General features: G+C 38.1%; 19 protein-coding genes. 3 read left to right on the top strand and 16 right to left on the bottom strand.

Annotation, left to right across the window (positions count from 1 at the left end; all coding sequences use genetic code 11):
* Positions 1 to 39 precede the first annotated feature (39 nt).
* From DRF61_RS15485 to DRF61_RS15495, 3 genes are read left to right on the top strand one after another with little or no spacing between them, the layout of a single operon-like run.
* On the top strand, positions 40 to 1575 hold the full coding sequence (locus DRF61_RS15485; protein ID WP_111958637.1) for a phytoene desaturase family protein: 1536 nt from the start codon (positions 40 to 42) through the stop codon (positions 1573 to 1575).
* Positions 1562 to 3244: a C45 family autoproteolytic acyltransferase/hydrolase gene (locus DRF61_RS15490; RefSeq protein WP_111958639.1), complete on the top strand. Its 1683-nt coding sequence runs from the start codon at positions 1562 to 1564 to the stop codon at positions 3242 to 3244. Before DRF61_RS15485 ends, DRF61_RS15490 begins: the two co-directional genes overlap by 14 nt.
* Positions 3241 to 3606: a DUF1648 domain-containing protein gene (locus DRF61_RS15495; RefSeq protein ID WP_111958641.1), complete on the top strand. Its 366-nt coding sequence runs from the start codon at positions 3241 to 3243 to the stop codon at positions 3604 to 3606. Before DRF61_RS15490 ends, DRF61_RS15495 begins: the two co-directional genes overlap by 4 nt.
* A 26-nt stretch (positions 3607 to 3632) precedes the next feature.
* On the opposite strand, the gene DRF61_RS15500 is transcribed toward DRF61_RS15495, so the two are convergent.
* From DRF61_RS15500 to darH, 16 genes are all read right to left on the bottom strand, one after another.
* Positions 3633 to 4805 (bottom strand): DUF2062 domain-containing protein, encoded by a 1173-nt coding sequence (locus DRF61_RS15500; protein ID WP_111958643.1) that lies wholly within the window; start codon positions 4803 to 4805, stop codon positions 3633 to 3635.
* A gap of 4 nt (positions 4806 to 4809) precedes the next feature.
* Entirely contained in the window at positions 4810 to 5286 is a 477-nt protein-coding gene (locus tag DRF61_RS15505) for a restriction endonuclease subunit S domain-containing protein (protein ID WP_111958645.1), read from the bottom strand.
* Positions 5283 to 5663: an ApeI family dehydratase gene (locus DRF61_RS15510; RefSeq protein WP_111958647.1), complete on the bottom strand. Its 381-nt coding sequence runs from the start codon at positions 5661 to 5663 to the stop codon at positions 5283 to 5285. Before DRF61_RS15510 ends, DRF61_RS15505 begins: the two co-directional genes overlap by 4 nt.
* 4 nt (positions 5664 to 5667) lie before the next feature.
* The gene (locus DRF61_RS15515; protein WP_111958649.1) at positions 5668 to 6270 is read right to left on the bottom strand and encodes an outer membrane beta-barrel protein; all 603 of its coding nucleotides are present in this window, start codon (positions 6268 to 6270) and stop codon (positions 5668 to 5670) included.
* 1 nt (position 6271) lies between these two features.
* On the bottom strand, positions 6272 to 6913 hold the full coding sequence (gene lolB2, locus DRF61_RS15520) for a flexirubin biosynthesis protein LolB2 (protein ID WP_111958651.1): 642 nt from the start codon (positions 6911 to 6913) through the stop codon (positions 6272 to 6274).
* Positions 6879 to 7505, bottom strand: a complete 627-nt coding sequence (gene lolA2 / locus DRF61_RS15525; protein ID WP_111958653.1) for a flexirubin biosynthesis/transport protein LolA2 — start codon at positions 7503 to 7505, stop codon at positions 6879 to 6881. Before lolA2 ends, lolB2 begins: the two co-directional genes overlap by 35 nt.
* The gene (locus DRF61_RS15530; RefSeq protein ID WP_111958655.1) at positions 7498 to 8253 is read right to left on the bottom strand and encodes a polysaccharide deacetylase family protein; all 756 of its coding nucleotides are present in this window, start codon (positions 8251 to 8253) and stop codon (positions 7498 to 7500) included. Before DRF61_RS15530 ends, lolA2 begins: the two co-directional genes overlap by 8 nt.
* Positions 8254 to 8314: 61 nt before the next feature.
* Complete coding sequence (locus DRF61_RS15535) at positions 8315 to 9376, bottom strand: beta-ketoacyl synthase N-terminal-like domain-containing protein (protein ID WP_111958657.1); 1062 nt, start codon at positions 9374 to 9376, stop codon at positions 8315 to 8317.
* Positions 9373 to 10572 carry a beta-ketoacyl-[acyl-carrier-protein] synthase family protein gene (locus tag DRF61_RS15540; RefSeq protein ID WP_111958659.1) on the bottom strand — a complete coding sequence of 400 codons (1200 nt, stop codon included), beginning with the start codon at positions 10570 to 10572 and terminating at the stop codon, positions 9373 to 9375. The genes DRF61_RS15535 and DRF61_RS15540 overlap by 4 nt, the downstream gene beginning before the upstream one ends.
* Before the next feature lie 87 nt (positions 10573 to 10659).
* Positions 10660 to 10917: a phosphopantetheine-binding protein gene (locus DRF61_RS15545; RefSeq protein WP_111958661.1), complete on the bottom strand. Its 258-nt coding sequence runs from the start codon at positions 10915 to 10917 to the stop codon at positions 10660 to 10662.
* 114 nt (positions 10918 to 11031) lie between these two features.
* On the bottom strand, positions 11032 to 11571 hold the full coding sequence (locus DRF61_RS15550) for a 3-oxoacyl-ACP synthase (protein WP_111958725.1): 540 nt from the start codon (positions 11569 to 11571) through the stop codon (positions 11032 to 11034).
* Positions 11572 to 11581: 10 nt separating this feature from the next.
* Positions 11582 to 12715: a beta-ketoacyl synthase N-terminal-like domain-containing protein gene (locus DRF61_RS15555; RefSeq protein WP_111958663.1), complete on the bottom strand. Its 1134-nt coding sequence runs from the start codon at positions 12713 to 12715 to the stop codon at positions 11582 to 11584.
* Positions 12715 to 13140, bottom strand: coding sequence for an acyl-CoA thioesterase (locus tag DRF61_RS15560; RefSeq protein WP_111958665.1), 426 nt, complete (start codon positions 13138 to 13140; stop codon positions 12715 to 12717). The genes DRF61_RS15555 and DRF61_RS15560 overlap by 1 nt, the downstream gene beginning before the upstream one ends.
* Complete coding sequence (locus DRF61_RS15565) at positions 13130 to 14398, bottom strand: ABC transporter permease (protein ID WP_111958667.1); 1269 nt, start codon at positions 14396 to 14398, stop codon at positions 13130 to 13132. The genes DRF61_RS15560 and DRF61_RS15565 overlap by 11 nt, the downstream gene beginning before the upstream one ends.
* Entirely contained in the window at positions 14385 to 15143 is a 759-nt protein-coding gene (locus DRF61_RS15570) for an ABC transporter ATP-binding protein (RefSeq protein ID WP_111958669.1), read from the bottom strand. The genes DRF61_RS15565 and DRF61_RS15570 overlap by 14 nt, the downstream gene beginning before the upstream one ends.
* Before the next feature lies 1 nt (position 15144).
* Entirely contained in the window at positions 15145 to 16140 is a 996-nt protein-coding gene (gene darH, locus DRF61_RS15575; protein WP_111958671.1) for a BtrH-related acyltransferase DarH, read from the bottom strand.
* Positions 16141 to 16178: the final 38 nt, after the last annotated feature.

Raw genomic sequence — 16178 nt, forward strand, 5'->3', positions numbered from 1 at the left:
TTTCTTAATTTTTGAAATAAAAACACAGCTTTTCTCCTTTTGAATAAAAAATACGACATACTTGTGATCGGCAGCGGATTGGGAGGTCTTGTTTCGGCTCTAATTTTGGCGAAAGAAGGTCTGAAGGTCTGTGTCCTGGAAAAAAATAACCAGTATGGAGGAAATCTGCAGACTTTTTCAAGGGAAAAGCTCATCTTCGATACTGGAGTTCATTATCTGGGAGGTCTTTCAAAAGGACAGAATCTCCATCATTTCTTTTCCTATCTTGAGATTATGGATGATCTGGAACTTCATCAAATGAATGAAGACGGCTACGATAAGATCTCTTTTGGTGAAGAAAATGACGAATATCCTCATGCACAGGGTTATGAAAATTTTATTGAACAGCTTGCAGCCTATTTTCCCAACGAAAAACAGAATTTAGAAAGTTACTGCGAAGAGATCCAATATGTCTGTGCACAGTTTCCGAGATATCAGGTGATCGGAAAAGACAGCTATAATGAAGAGATCCTCCATCTCAATACCAAAAGATTCATAGAGTCTGTGACCCAGGATAAAAAACTGCAGGCTGTATTGCTGGGTTCCAATTTTTTATATGGCGGAGACTCGGAAAATATACCATTCTATGTTCATGCACTGACTGTAAACTCCTATATTCAGAGTGCCTACAAATGTGTTAAAGGAGGAAGCCAGATCACCAAACTCCTGATCAAAAAACTTCGCCAATACGGTGCAGAAGTGCATAAACATTCCGAGGTTTCCGGATTTATTTTCGATGAAGCCGGAGTGCTGTCTTCCGTTACAACAAAATCTGGAAAAGAATATGCAGCGAAAAAATTTATTTCAAACATAGAAATCCGTTCCTTCATCAAGCTGATTGGAGAAGAAAAACTGAGGAAATCTTTCCTGAACCGGGTAATGAGCTGGGAACCTGTTTCATCATGTTTCAGTGTTTATCTGGTTTTAAAACCACAGTCACTGCCAAATTTTAATTATAACATATACCATTATTCATCCGAAGAAATGGTCTGGAATGCATTCCGTTACAGCAAAGACAGCTGGCCGGAAACCTATATGCTTTCCTCCACGCCCTCAAAACATTATCCCGATTATGCGGAAAGCCTTACTGCGATCTCCTATATGGATTTTGATGAGATTAAAGATTGGGAAAAAACAGTAAATACAGTTGCCGAAAAACACGATAGAGGATTAAAGTACGAACATTTCAAGCTGGAAAAAGCAGAAAAAATGATTTCTGCATTAGAAAAGAAAATTCCGAACCTGAGACACTCCATCAAAAGCATCTATACTTCATCGCCACTCTCTTACAGGGACTATATTGGCAGCTTTGAAGGAAATATGTACGGATACATGAAAAGTTCGGATAATCCGCTTAAAACAATGGTCTCACCCCGTACCAAGACCGATAATCTGTTCCTGACAGGACAGTCTGTCAACATGCATGGAATTCTGGGAGTAACGATCGGTGCATTTAATACCTGTGCAGAAATTCTCGGAAAAGAAATTGTAGATGAACGCCTGAAACAAATGATGAATACCCATGAAAAAAAATAACAGATTCACTATGACATTCCGGGGAATTCAATTGATCCTTATCCTTTCCCTTATTTCCTGTGGAATCTCAAAATCGGTTCATCATATTCCGGAGGTCAGCAGCTATACGCTGGAGACACCAAAGATCAATAAGATCAATGATTCTACATTCAGCTTCAACCGGAATTATTTAACCAAAAATAAACAGCAGCTTTGGGAACTTTATATTAAAGGAAATCCATTGCAGCTCGGATATAATAACGGAGCTTTAACCCAAAGCCTGATGCAGCAGCAGGAAGAAATTTTCTTCTCTAAAGTGGAAGGTTTTGTTCCATCAAAATTTAAACAAAAACTCCTTAGGGGATTTCTAAAATGGTATAACAGGAAAATGTACCTGAATGTAAGGGAAGACTATCAGGCAGAATTGTACGGTTTGTCTCAGTATTCTTCGGATAAATACAATTTTATTGCCCCAAAATATCTTCGGAACCTCTATCTTCACGGCGCTCACGATATCGGACATGCCATGCAGGATCTTGCTATGGTAGGCTGTACTTCCCTGGCAGTCTGGAATGAAAATACAGAAGATGGGCAGCTGCTCATCGGAAGAAACTTCGATTTTTATGTAGGAGATGAGTTTGCTAAAAATAAGCTAATCGAATTTGTAGAACCGGAAGCCGGAATTCCATATATGTCCGTAAGTTGGCCGGGAATGATAGGTGTAGTTTCCGGGATGAATAAAGAAGGGATAACAGTGACAATTAACGCAGGAAAATCTAGAATCCCACTCACCGCTAAGACTCCAATTTCTCTTGTGACACGGGAAATTCTGCAGTATGCGAAAAATATTGAGGAGGCCATCGCTATTGCCAAAAAAAGAAAAGTTTTTGTTTCCGAATCCATTCTGGTTGGAAGTGCTCATGATAAAAATGCTGTGATCATTGAGGTATCCCCTGAAAATTTCGGAGTTTACAGGGTGGAAAATACCAGCAAAGTGTTTTGTACCAATCATTTTCAGTCCGAAGCCTATAAAGAAGACAAAAGAAACCAAAAGCATATCATAGAAAGCCATTCCGAATACCGCTACGAAAAACTCCAGGAACTCCTTCAGGAAAAGAAAAAGCTCAATCCTGAAAAAATGGCGGCCATTTTAAGGGATAAATCTGGTTTAAAAGATCAAAAGATCGGCTACGGGAATGAAAAAGCGATCAATCAGCTGCTGGCTCATCATGCGGTCATTTTCTCACCTGAAAAAAGACTGGTGTGGGTTTCTTCAAACCCTTATCAGCTGGGAGAATTTGTCTGTTATGACCTGAATGAGATCTTTTCCGGAAAAAAATTGGAAGAAAGTTTAAAGGCAAAAACAGCACTGAATATCGCCAGAGATCCTTTTGCAGATTCGGAAGAATTCAACAATTATGAAATATCTAAGATGTTAGGGTCAGAAGTGAGCAATGCTACAGACAACAAAAAGATGGCATTAAGTGATGATTTTATTCCTTATTACCAATCTATGAACCCGGATTATTGGCTGGTCTATTATCAGGCTGGAAGATATTATTTGGGTATTAACGAATTTTCAAAAGCGAAAACTGAATTTGAAAAAGCCCTGACTAAAGAAATTACCACAGTTCCGGACAGACAAAATGTAGAAAAGTACCTGAAGAAAACTCTAAAGAAGCTAAAATGATTCCCAAACATATAAAACTGCTGTTCTGCATTCCCTTTATCATAATTATTGTTTACACAGTCTACCTCCTTACAAAGTACAGCTCTATTCCTGATGTTATCCCTATTCATGGATATGGAGGTAAGAATGACGGGTTCGGAAGCAAACTGTTTCTTTTTGCACCTATTGTATTTAACCTCGTTATTTTGATCTTTATCTGGATGGCTATCAGAAAACCGGACAAGATCAGATTTACTTTTGAAGTGAAAGAAGAAGATAAAGAGAAGACCTATTATCAGTATCAGCTGGTTTTGATCATACTGGCTATATTTGTCACCTTGATTATGTGTCCGTTATCATTTTCGGATGTTGTCTTTAAATAATTACACACGAAAAGACTAACGGCTGATTAATTATTTTCCGGATTCAGTTTGTTCAGGAAAATAAACGTTAGAACCCCGCAAAGAGCAGACATAGAAGTAGCCAGGATAGCACTTCCGATCACATATTGTAAAAGATTATTTTTGATCAGCTCAAAATTGAGTTCACTGCTCAAAATATTACTGTCCCCATGCACAAAAGGGGATCCTAAAAATAGAGAAGCAGCAATCACAAAAGGAATAAATGGCGGAAGGCTGACATTGGAGGCTATAAAAGCCAGGACCTTATTTAGCTTAAAGAGAACAGACAGTGAGATGACAAGCAGGGTGTGAAATCCCCAAAAAGGAGAAAGACCTATAAAAACACCGAGAGCAATAGAAAATGCTTTTGTGCGGTTGCTGCCGTCACTTTCCAGAACATCCTCTTTTAAGAATCTTTTAAAGCTTTTTTTTTTGAAATTATTCACGAAATTTCTCGGAATAATGTAAAGCAGTGTTATGGTTACCAAAATAGTATTCAGGATACTGATCCGTGTAAAATCTTTGAATGGTCTGAAATGAGAAACCCGTTCTGCCGGGTCATACAAAACTTTTATCGGGACATTTTTTACAGGAACATGCCTCCAGGCTGTCCTTACAATGATTTCGATCTCAAATTCAAATTTTGGGGTGAAATATTTCTTTGGAATTTTCAGCAATGGATATAATCTATAGCCGGATTGGGTATCCTCAAGTTTTATTCCGGTCTCAAACCAGAACCAGAAATTAGAAAACCTGTTCCCGAAACTGCTTTTTTTGGGAATTCCATCCTGTTCCATATTCCGGTTACCAATCAGAAGTACATCCTTATCTTCTTTAAGCAATGCTTCTACAAATACAGGAATATCATCGGGATAATGCTGCCCGTCAGAATCAATGGTGACCGCATAATGATAGCCCAGCTCTTTTGCTTTTCTGAAGCCTGTTTTAAGACCGTTTCCCTTTCCTTTGTTTTCAGGCAGGGAGATAACCGTTATCTGGGAATATTGGGCTAATATTTGTGGAGTAGTATCTGTAGACCCGTCATTAACTGCAATAATGCTATCGGTGTAGTCCAGAACACCGTCTATCACTCTTTTCAGAGTTTTTTCATTGTTGTAAGTAGGTATTAAAATACAGATCTTCTTTTCAGAAATTGCATTTTGTACTTCAGGAAGGGTCATTGTTTTATTTTATAGTAGCTCTTTCAGTATCTGTAAAGGACTTGGACTGCATCGCAAACTTTTTTACATAACTTTTCAGGGTTGCGTTCTGCTTACTGTAGTTATTGATAAGGAATGCTTTATCATCTTTCATGCTGCCTCTGTACCCCACTATTTTCGGGATATTTTCCTGAACGCTCAGCCTGATTACTCTAAGTTCTATATTATTCGGATTATTTTTGATAATGCTTTCAAGGCTGGTAGCACCATTTTTTACAAGAGCTTTCCTGTTGTTTTTGGTAGTCTTTGCTTCCATGATCTTTGCAGCAGCTTTATAGGCGCTGGTTACGGCATCCGAACCGGATTGTTTTTCTGCAAGATTGATGAATGCTTCTGTATTGGCATTAGACTGGTTAGCTTTTGCGTAGCTGCTTCTTAGGGCTTCCAAATCACTTTGAAAGAAAAAAATAAAAGCGGTTATGAGGGATAAGAAAAGTTTCATGAAAGTATTTTTTTATAGCTTACAGACATTTTTAATGCAATAGTCTCGCCAAAAGAGGTTGCATTTTTTACTTTAACATCCTCTTCATTTTCAGTAATATCCAGCTGAAGCCTCAGATCCGGTGTTTCAAAAGGATTGATAATAGCCATGAATTTTACATTCGAGGCTGTTTTTAAAAATAGCTTAGAGCCGGTGAATTCTTCTGTCAGCTCTTTTACGATCTGCATCATACAAACCCCTGGTGTTACCGGATTACCCGGAAAATGCCCTTTAAAAATATCATGATCTTTATTCAGATGAATATAAGCGGTAAAACTGCCGTTTTCTGCCTTTTCATAAGATTCCAAAGTATAAAAGTCTGTAAGAATGGTCTGCATGATCTTATTTTTTCAGATTAAATGTATAATAAAGTCCTGTCTGGAAAACAACATTAGAATGATTTCTATTATAGCTGTCCACAGGGATAAAACCTTTTTTTACCCTGGCTTCGATACCAAAGTTTTTAGTAATGTCATAGCCTAAACCTGCTGTAATTCCCAGGTCAATCTCATTTTCAGGGTCAAAATTCTTTTTATCTACCACAAATTCCAAAGTAGGCCCAACATGTATATTGAACTGGTTGAAATAGAATTTATTGATAAGCTGCAATCCCAGATAAGATACGGAAAGCGTTTTCCCGTCCCAGTTGTTTACATTCGTGCTTATTTTAGCTCCCTGCCTGGAATAATTGATCTCCGGCTGCAAAGCATAAAATTTGGCGAGACGGATATTTCCTATAAAGCCGATATAAAAATCTGTTTTCGTTTTGTAGTCCAGGTAAGGTTCAGCAGCGTTAGGAAATTCTTCCAGATAATAATAGTTAAACTCTTCACTGTTCGAGAAATGAGAAAAATTGGCTCCTGCTCTGATCCCCGGAGTAAAAGTGACCTGCGCGAAAGACAGGCCTGAAATAAAGGCTGTGACTAAAAATAGAAATTTTTTCATGTTAATTCTGTTCGGTTTCGGTTATTTGAAATAGTTTTATATTGATCTTAAAATCCTTATGTTGAAGGTTTAAGCTATCCGCGAAGATATGTTTTTTTGCCTCAAAAGTAAAATCGATTTTTTCCTTATTGTTTTTTGTGTACACAATTTCTTTTAACAGTCCGTTTTCTTTATTGAAGAACAGATAATAGGCTTTATGATCAGTCTTTGACAGGTAAATTTTAGAATTGTCATTTTCAAAAGATTCATTCACCGGGTATTTTCTTTTCAGTAACTCCCGGAAGTCGTTTCTTAAAAAGCTGATAACCATCTTTTTGTCCAGATCCGGAAGAACGTAATTCAGTTTAAAATCATTCTCAGAGATCTCAAAATCAATTAATTTATTTCCAAAATCTGAGGTCATGGCGACCCGATGAGTTGTTTCATTAAGCTTTTTAATAATCAGAATTCCGCTTACGTGGTTTTTATAAATATCCATCTGGCATTTATACACATAGTCTTCACCGGAAGAAAAATATAAATTTTCAACGGTTTTTTCAGAACTCTGAACCGGTTTTGCCTCTGCAAGTTGATAGCTTTTGCAGGAAACAAATAGCAAAACAATCAGACTATAAACTAAACTCTGAAGCTGCAATCGCTGCATTGATCTTGGTGTTTTTGAAAACAATATTGGTGGTATCTCCCGAAGCTTCTGTCATATTAACCTGCGAAACGGTAGACTGATTTTTAGGAAAATGCAGTTCAATCTGTTTAATGTATTTTAACAGCTGAGCCGATTTCGGGGTAAATTTTGCTACATTGGAGTTCCCGCTTTTGTAATAGGAAACAGAGAACTCAGGATCGCTGAACATTTTCCCGTTCGAGCTTCCTACAATCAGCTTATTGATCTTTTCAAATGTTTTGCTTTTCGCATCAACAGATGATTTCTTGCCCTGATCGTTGATGAAAATTTTATTGTCTTTAAAAATAATGCTGTACTGATAAGGTTTTGTGTATTTCCAGCTCAGCATATTCGGAGTTTTCAACGACATTTTGCCATAGGTAACAATATTTTTATCCAGAAAGTCCATTTTTTTGGTCTGGGTAAAATCGCTCTGCAGGGTTTTGATCTCCTGGGTCTCAGAAGAAACTTTGGCGACAAATGCTTTTGCTTCTGCTCCTGACATTGTGGTCATCTGTGCGGAAATGAAGCCGGAAACTAATAAAAATGCTCCAAAAGCAATATTTTTAATCATTTTTCTTTGATTTTGTAATTGAATCGACCGTAAACGTCGAATATTTTTTATCTTTCAAAAATAACAATAAATCGGCCAACACACGATAAGTCTTTTCGGAAGTGTCATGAAGCAGAATGATACTTCCTTTCTTCAGGCCTTTGGTTATTCTTTTATAAATTTTCTTTTCATCGTCTATAATGGTATCCAGCGAACGGACATTCCAGCCGATGCTTTTTTTATGGGTTCTTTTAATGGCTTTGGCAATGCTCGGATTGGTAACGCCGAAAGGAGGCCGGTATAAATCAGTTTTTATAGTGCTGGTTTTTGCCATTATCTCATCACATTTCTCAATCTCCTCAATCATTTTTGAAACAGATAAAAATCCTGTATTGTTGGAATGGGAAAAGGTATGATTTCCGATGGTATGACCTTCAGCAATAATTCTTTGAAAGGTCTCAGGATATTTTTCAATCTGTTTTCCGATGCAGAAAAAAGTAGCTTTTACCTGATGTTCTTTAAGCAAATCCAAAAATTTCGGGGTGAATTCGGTTGGCCCGTCGTCAAAAGTCAGGGCAATTTCATTGGTTTTTGTTCTTTTATGAGTAATGCTGTTGACAAAATATCCGAGCTCTATATCAAAAGATCCCCAGACTACAACTGCAGAAAACGCCAGAAAACAAGCTATATAAACCCAAAAGCTTCCATGAAACGCATAAATAAATGCATTGCAGAAAAGGTAAAATAGAATGAATGGATAATGCTTCATCTTCTGTTATTTTGAATTTTGGCAATAACAAATTTACAAATTCATTCTTACCCTTTCATCTTTAGGCTCTTTCCAACAGCATAAGACTGTGATCGCTTCCTGCGAGATGATTATAGAGAAGAATATTCTTAACTTCTGTTTTCTTTTCCAAATTGATCATCATGACTTCCGGAATCTGTTGCTCCTTGAGGATATGACACGCCATAAATGTTGAAAAGCCGCTTGCTGTATTGAATTCTCCGCTCAAATGTTTGTAATACAGCAAAGCTGAATTTTGAAATGTGTCCATTGCTTTTGTATAGTAAACATCAGATGTTGCATCTCCACTGAAACCTAAGATCACAGCATCGATATCTTCATGTTTCAAATCATTTTTGGATAAAAAATCTGTTATAAAAGACGGTGCTTCTTCCAGATCCAATCTGTTGCTGATCTGAATATCTCTAAGCCTGGCGTAAGAGTTTTCAGCCTTATTCTTTCCCAAGACAAAAAAAGCAGCACCTTCACCCCAGATCACTCCATCCGTTTCAGAATGCAAATAATCAGCAGGAAGATCCTCTTTCTTTTTAATGGTATTGTTCAGACAGTAAAGCTCCATCGTTCTGTTAGTCTGCTCATCTGCCGCCCCTACAAGAATATTTTCAGCTTCTCCGTCATTGATCTGAAGCTTGGCATCCAGGAATGAAAATTCCAAAGATGAAGAGGTGTTGACGTAGGTAAAATTGTACGCATGGCATTGAAGCCCCAGAGCAATCTGCCCTGCAACGGTATTGTGCGTCGACTGTATAAAAAATGTCGGAGTTAAAAACTCTTCATTGTTATCAATTACATTTTTCAGAAACTTTTCAGAATCCTGCGAACATCCCATCCCCGTTCCTACAATAATGGCATCCGGTTGTTCAATTCCAGCTTCCTGTAAAGCGTAATGTGAAGCTACAGAGCTCATTTTTACAGTTTTAGACATTCTCCTGATCATCGCAGGCGGAATGAATTCTTTATAGTTAGGATCTATAGCTTTTAAGATCTGAACAGATTGGTCAGCATTAAGATCTCGAAAGAAATTTTCTTTTAGAGTGTCCTGAACGGAGATGCAGGATGCACTGTTGATGTATACGGCACTCATGATTTTGAGAAAATTAAAGTAGAACAGTTACCTCCGAATCCGAATGAATTGGAAAGAACATGGTTGATGCTTTTCTCCTTCAATTCTATAACCGGAGTCAAATCAAATTCTGCCATTTTCGTTTTGAAATTCAAGTTGGGGAAAATAATACTGTGCTGCATCGCTAAAATAGAAAATACAGCTTCAATGCCCGCTGCCGCTGCCAAAGTATGTCCTGTAAAAGCTTTGGTAGAACTGAATTCCGGAACCTGATTTTCACCAAAGATTCTGATCATGGCAATTCCTTCTGAAAGATCATTATTGGGAGTAGCTGTTCCGTGAACATTGATATAATCGATGTCTCCTTTTGCCAGTCCGGATACTTTAAATGCTTGTTCCATGGCCAGAAAAGCACCTTGCCCGTTTTCTGACGATGCGGTCTGATGATGGGCATCATTGGCATTACCGTAACCTGAAAGATAGGCAAGTATTTTCTTATTTTCTTTTTTTACAACCTCATCAGACTCAAGAACGATAAAAGCAGCAGCTTCACCAAGGTTCAATCCTTTTCTGTCATTATCAAATGGTGTATTGTAAGAATCCGTGAGAATCATCAGGGTATTGAATCCGTTCAGAGTAAATTTCGAAAGGGAATCTGTTCCACCTACGATCACGCGGTCTAAAACTCCGTTTTTAATCAGTTTGGCTCCCATCATAATTGCATTGGCAGCCGAAGAGCATGCCGTACTAATCGTAGAAACCATGCCTTTTAAGCCCAGATAATCAGCAATTGCCAATGAGGAATTACCTGCATCATGAGCATCGATGTATTTTTGCTTTTCAGGAAAGTCTTCGTAAGAGTAGAAATACCTTTCAGTGATATCCATTCCGGCTACACTGGTGGAAGAGATGAGTCCGGTTCTGTATTCATTAATGTCTGAAATTCCGGCAGATTCTACAGCTTCTCTTGCGGCAATCATGCCCAATAAAGATGTTCTCGTTACATTATTATCTTCAGGCAGGTGAAGCTGTTGTACAAGCTCTTCATTAGACCATTTTATTTCACCTGTTTTTATAGATCCGGCGTGACGGGTTTCAAACATCTCAATGTCTGAAATTCCGTGTTTTCCGGATTTCAACGAAATAAAATTTTCCTCCACATTGTTTCCGATGGAGGAAATGATGCCCATTCCTGTTATGGCAATTTTTCGACTCATTTTACTTTATAATATAACAATGTATCAATTTACCAGTTTACCAATATTGTTATACTGGTAAATTGATACATTGCTAGATTAAATATATTATTTTGTTCTGTTCTCTTCAATGAATGCAGCCATTGTATCGATAGACTGGAAGATTTCTTTTCCTTTTTTAGGATCGGCTAATTTTATCCCGTAATCTTTATCAAGCAGAACAATAAGTTCCAGAGCATCAATAGAATCAAGGCCCAAACCACCACCGAATAAGGGATCTGTATCTTTGATTTCTTCTACAGAAACATCTTCAAGGTTAAGGACTTCAATAATTTTGTGCTTCAATTCTGTTTTTAAGTTTTCCATAATTATTTTAATTAATGTAGCAATTTATCAATTTACCAGTGTAACAATGATCAGATTGTAAGGATTGTTACATTGCTAGACTGTTATATTGTTACATTTATGTTATTACATTTTTTATAAGGTTAGCAAATATACAAAAGCTTTATAATTATCCTGATAAAGTTCTGTCCAGCCACAGAGAACTTTTTCCGCTTTTCCGGACAGCAGGATCTGTTCTGCATAATCATTTAAAAATGTCTCGTCAAATTCATCCAAAATGAAAAAAGCATTCTCTGTCTGCATTTTATGTTTAATGCTGATCTCGCCTACGCAGATGTTAGGTAAGGTGTAAACAAATACGGCAGGACTCGGGAAATAATTTTCCTGTGAGTTGATACTTTCCTGGTATTTAAAATCCGTATCCAGACTGGATGACCGGTTGGCAAGAACTACCGCTGTTGTGTTATGGTCTTCATTTTTTAAAACCATTTCTGCAGCAAGAAAAGCAAGCTTACTCAGATTATCCATTTTGTGGAACTTGGGATAATTGAGCTCTAAACTTTTATAGGCATCTTTGGCAAAGTCATGAAATGTTTCGCTCCGGCTTTCAAAAACAGCATTCCCGTTGACGGTTATTTTTGAATGTTCTATGATACAGCTTTCAGTTTTCTTCATCCCTTTCATTTTAACATTTTTCTAGAACTATTGCCGCATTACATCCTCCGAATCCTGAAGCTGTTTTTAAAATATACTGAATAGTTGCAGACTGGTTTTCTTTAATGATATTCAAAGGTTGGGAAACTCCCATTTCTTTAAAGTTTTTAGAAGGAATCAGCAGTCCATGCCGGGCAATTTCCATGGAAATAATGCTTTCCAAAAGTCCCGATGCGCCAAGACAGTGTCCGTAATATCCCTTCATACTGTTCAAGGGAACAGTTTGAAGTTCCATTCTGTTGAAAGCTATGGCTTCCATTTCGTCATTATAAATGGTAGCGGTTCCGTGGGCAGAAATAAAATCAATCTGTTCCGGGTTAACATTGGCTTCTGTCATTGAATTCTTGATGCTTGCATACAGCCCGTCTCCTGTTCTGGAAGGTCCGGAAATATGATTGGCATCATTTACTGCGGAATCTCCTGAGATTTTAAACCTAAGCTTTTCGTTTTCGTTCAAGATAGAAGTAATATAAACCGCTGCTGTGGCTTCTCCAATATTAATTCCGTTTCTGTTTTTATCGTAAGGTTTACAAGGTTCTGTTCCGATAGCCTGGAAAGAATTGAATCCGGAAATGACAAACTCTGAAACCTCATCGCCGGCAATCACAAAAGCATTTTTATATTTCCCTGCCTGGATCATATTTTTGGCAACGGCAATAGCCATTACTCCTGACACGCAGGCATTGGAAACAACGATAGGTTTTGTTTTAAATCCGAAATAATCAGCAATTTTTTGTGCTAATTTTGAAAGATAAGCGCCTTCCGGTACTTCCGATTGGTTTTTTAATAAACTGATATTTCCTTTGGTTGTTGATAAAATAAAAGCGGTTTCTTCTGTAATTTCATGTTTTTCAACCAAAGGTTTTAAGCTTAGAAGAAACATTTTTTCCAGCCTTGTAAAATCCGGGCTGTCGAAATTACTTTTAAATTCTTCCTCCAGCTTTTCAGTATTTATAATTGAGGCGTAAAAAGCCTCCTGGTTTTCTATGACTTTATGTAATGCTACGCCTGGTTTTCCTTCCACAAGATGGTTCCAGTTGGAAGAAACATCAAAGCCTATAGGAGTGATACAGTTGTAGTCTGTAATATAAATTTCTTTCTTCATTATAATCCCATTTTATCTTTCCATGCCTGAAAAAACTCAGGATTATACAAACATAAGCTTCCGTTGCTGTCTAAGAATACCTGGATGGTCTCTCCGCTGCACACCAATTGATCATTCTGGTTGAAAATTTCGTAGGTATAGATCAGTTTTGCAGATACTGAATTGACAAAAGTGGTCACGATCCTGAATGTTTCCCCATATTTTAGAGGAAGAAAGTGCTCACATGTACTTTTTACGATAGGTGTCACATAGCCTTCTCTCTGTATATCAAGATAGGTCAGGCCATGTTCTCTTCCGAAAGCTTCTCTTCCGTCTTCAAAATATACAATGTAATGCCCATGCCAGACAATGCCCAGCGGATCTGTCTCATTGAATCTTACCCTTACTTCTTCCGTACAGGTTAATATGTTTTCTTTAGACTGCATTTTGTTTTCTTTCGTAAAAAATAGAAATAGCTACCATGGCAATATAGAATGCAAACAGTAATGCGAGTTCTTTGGCAATTCCTGCGATACCGCTGTTTCTTAAAATAATATCGTAGTAGGCGTTCAATCCCCAGTTCATCGGGGAAAATTTCGCCACGGTCTGCATAAATTCAGGCATTAAAAATACGGGAACCCATATTCCTCCGATCGCGGCGAGAACCACCACTGATGTTGCTCCAAAAGGGGCAGACTGTTCCTGGGTATCTGCAATGGTTCCCAATAAAACACCAAAACCGATCGCTGCCAGCCCTGAAAATAAAGTTACCACAATAAGCTGGAACATCTTTCCAGAGACATCAAATGCCGGAAGATCCATGTATGGGAAAAGATAAATTCCTACGGCTACCATCAGTAAAAACTGGATGATACAGATGATAAGGTAGGTGAATGTTTTTCCTAAAATATGAACAAAATAAGGAGTTGGGCTGATCCTTGCTCTTACGCTGGTGCCTTGACTTTTTTCCTTGACTAAATTGATGGAAAGTGGTACTACAATAAAAAAGATGGCAAAAAGAGTCCATGCCGGAACATTGTGCTGAACAGAATTCGGCATTATGTCCATGGCTCCTTTTTTCGGTGTGATCTCCTTGAAGCTGATGAGGTTTTTGTTTTCTTCAAGGTTCTCTTCAGTTCCCAGCTGATCCTGAAATGCTTTATAGATCTTTTTGTTTTCGATCTCAAAGACCATTTTATTCACAGAATTCATGACTGAATTTTTGAATCCGGCGTTGGTGGCCGGGTCAAAGTACAGATGAATTTCTTTTGCTTTCACAGCTGTTTTTTTAACGGCTGCAGAATCTCCTTCCAGGCCAAAAGAGCTTACGATCGTCTGCACCTTGGAATCTATGTTTGAATTTAAATCTTTCGTTAAATTTTCAGGAATGACGATAGCCATCTGGTAATCTCCGGAAAAGACGGCGTCCTGTGCTGACTTTTCGGTGTAATTTGTCAGCAGCTGGAATGTTTTACTGGTTTCCAGTTCCTGTTTTATACTTTTTGAGACTTCAGATTTGTCATTGTCAATGAAAATGATCGGGATTTTTGAACCTTCCAGATTTTTGAAAGTAGAATCCTGAATTAAAGTAATCGTTACAATTAACAGCAACGGCATGACGAAAATAATGACAATTCCACCGATATCTCTCTTCAGAAGAAGGATTTCCTTCACGAAGCTTCTCCAAAGTTTATACAACAACATCTCTTAGTTCTTTTCCTGTTAATGATATGAAAACGTCTTCCAGGTTTTCAGCGTTTGCGATTTGTGACACCAGTTCTTCCGGTGTTCCTATGGCATGGATTCTTCCTCTGTCGATAATAGCGATCTTGGTACAGAATTCTTCCGCTTCGGAAAGATGGTGGGAGGTGTATATAATGCACGTTCCATTTTTATTCAGTTCCTGCAGGAAATCGATGATCACCTTTTTCGACTGAACATCAACACCTACAGTCGGCTCATCCAGAAACAAAACTTTTGGATTGTGAAGTGTTCCCGCGATAAGGTTGCAGCGGCGTTTCATTCCTCCGGAAAACTGTTCTACCTGTTTATCTGCGAATTTTGAAAGTCCCATAATCTCTAGGGATTCATCGATCACTTTCTTAAGCTCTTTGTGCTTTAAGCCATACAGGCTTCCATAAAACATTAAGTTTTCTTTAGCGGTAAGAGTCGGATAGAGGGCATATTCCTGAGGCACAATACCAATGATCTGTTTGATCTTAAAGCTGTCCTTCTGAGGAGATAATCCATTGATCGTAAATTGTCCTGAAGTAGGTTTGATCAATCCGGAAAGCATAGAGATCAAGGTGGTTTTTCCTGCTCCGTTCGGCCCAAGAATTCCATAGATCTCGTTTTTTTCTATATTCAGCGAGATGTCGTTGACAGAAAACTCTTCGGAGTTTTTATATTTTTTATAGAGATTTTTAATCTCAATCATATTCTCTGCCATATCAGATCGCTTTTCTCAGTTTTTTATAAAAAGCCTCTTCCAGATCAGCAATATGAAGCATGGATTTTGAAAGGTTGTTGTAAATATCGCTTTTCGAGTTCCTGTTTTTATAAACACGGGCAATATCCACGGCAAAATCTCTCCATAAATCTCCGATGGCGGTAATTTCTTTTGAAAGTTCTTTTAATTCACCATTTTTAAGAATTACTGATGCTTCCTGAAGAAATGCACCATAAATAAACCGGAATCCGCCTCCGCCGGTGCCAATCTCTTCCTGCATTCTGATCAGCTGGCCCAGATAGTGGTTGGTGACCTTAGTTCCTTTCTTTTCAGCCCATTTCGGGATGCTTCTGGCTACCCATCTCATGGCTTTTACGCCAATAAGAGGAACCGGAGCCAGCATATTTTTGCAGGTATCTTTTATTCCTTTTTTTATAGCTTCTTCAATATTCACATTTTCTGGAATGTAGGTCGGGTAGTACATATGTCCTTTTGGGGGCAGTGCACCTTTGGCATATCTTACCTTTTCCAGCTCAGCTTCTGATAGGGTAGTGGTATAATCCATTACCGGATCGCTGATCAGGAATTTTCCGTCCTCTTTTCCATATACCACAAGATTGTGGGCATTGAAGTGGAATTTATATTCTTCAGGGAAATAGGTAAGGTTAAAGACACCTACCTGAAGTCCTGTAGGGATATTCTGATTTAAGTTTCTTTCTAAAGCGGACTGTGCTTCTTTAGGATTGGAAAATTTTTCTCTTTTGATTTTAATGCCCAATCTTTTTGCTGCTTTGCTGAAAATAGCACCCGGCATCGGTCTGTAGCTGAAGCCCGGAGCGAAATTCACTTTCAGAAACGGCAGATAGACAAAAAACAGTCCGGAACCAATCCCAAAGATCATAGGTTCGCTGAGTTTTAAGCCTTTATTAAGTAACAGATTGGAGGCGACACCGTTTTCGCAATGCGCGGTCTGATGGTGTTCGAAGTTAAGTTTCATTTGCTGCTTTTCTCTTTTTCATTGGCGAAATGAAATTC

Source organism: Chryseobacterium lathyri, assembly GCF_003290185.1.
Classification (GTDB): domain Bacteria; phylum Bacteroidota; class Bacteroidia; order Flavobacteriales; family Weeksellaceae; genus Chryseobacterium; species Chryseobacterium lathyri.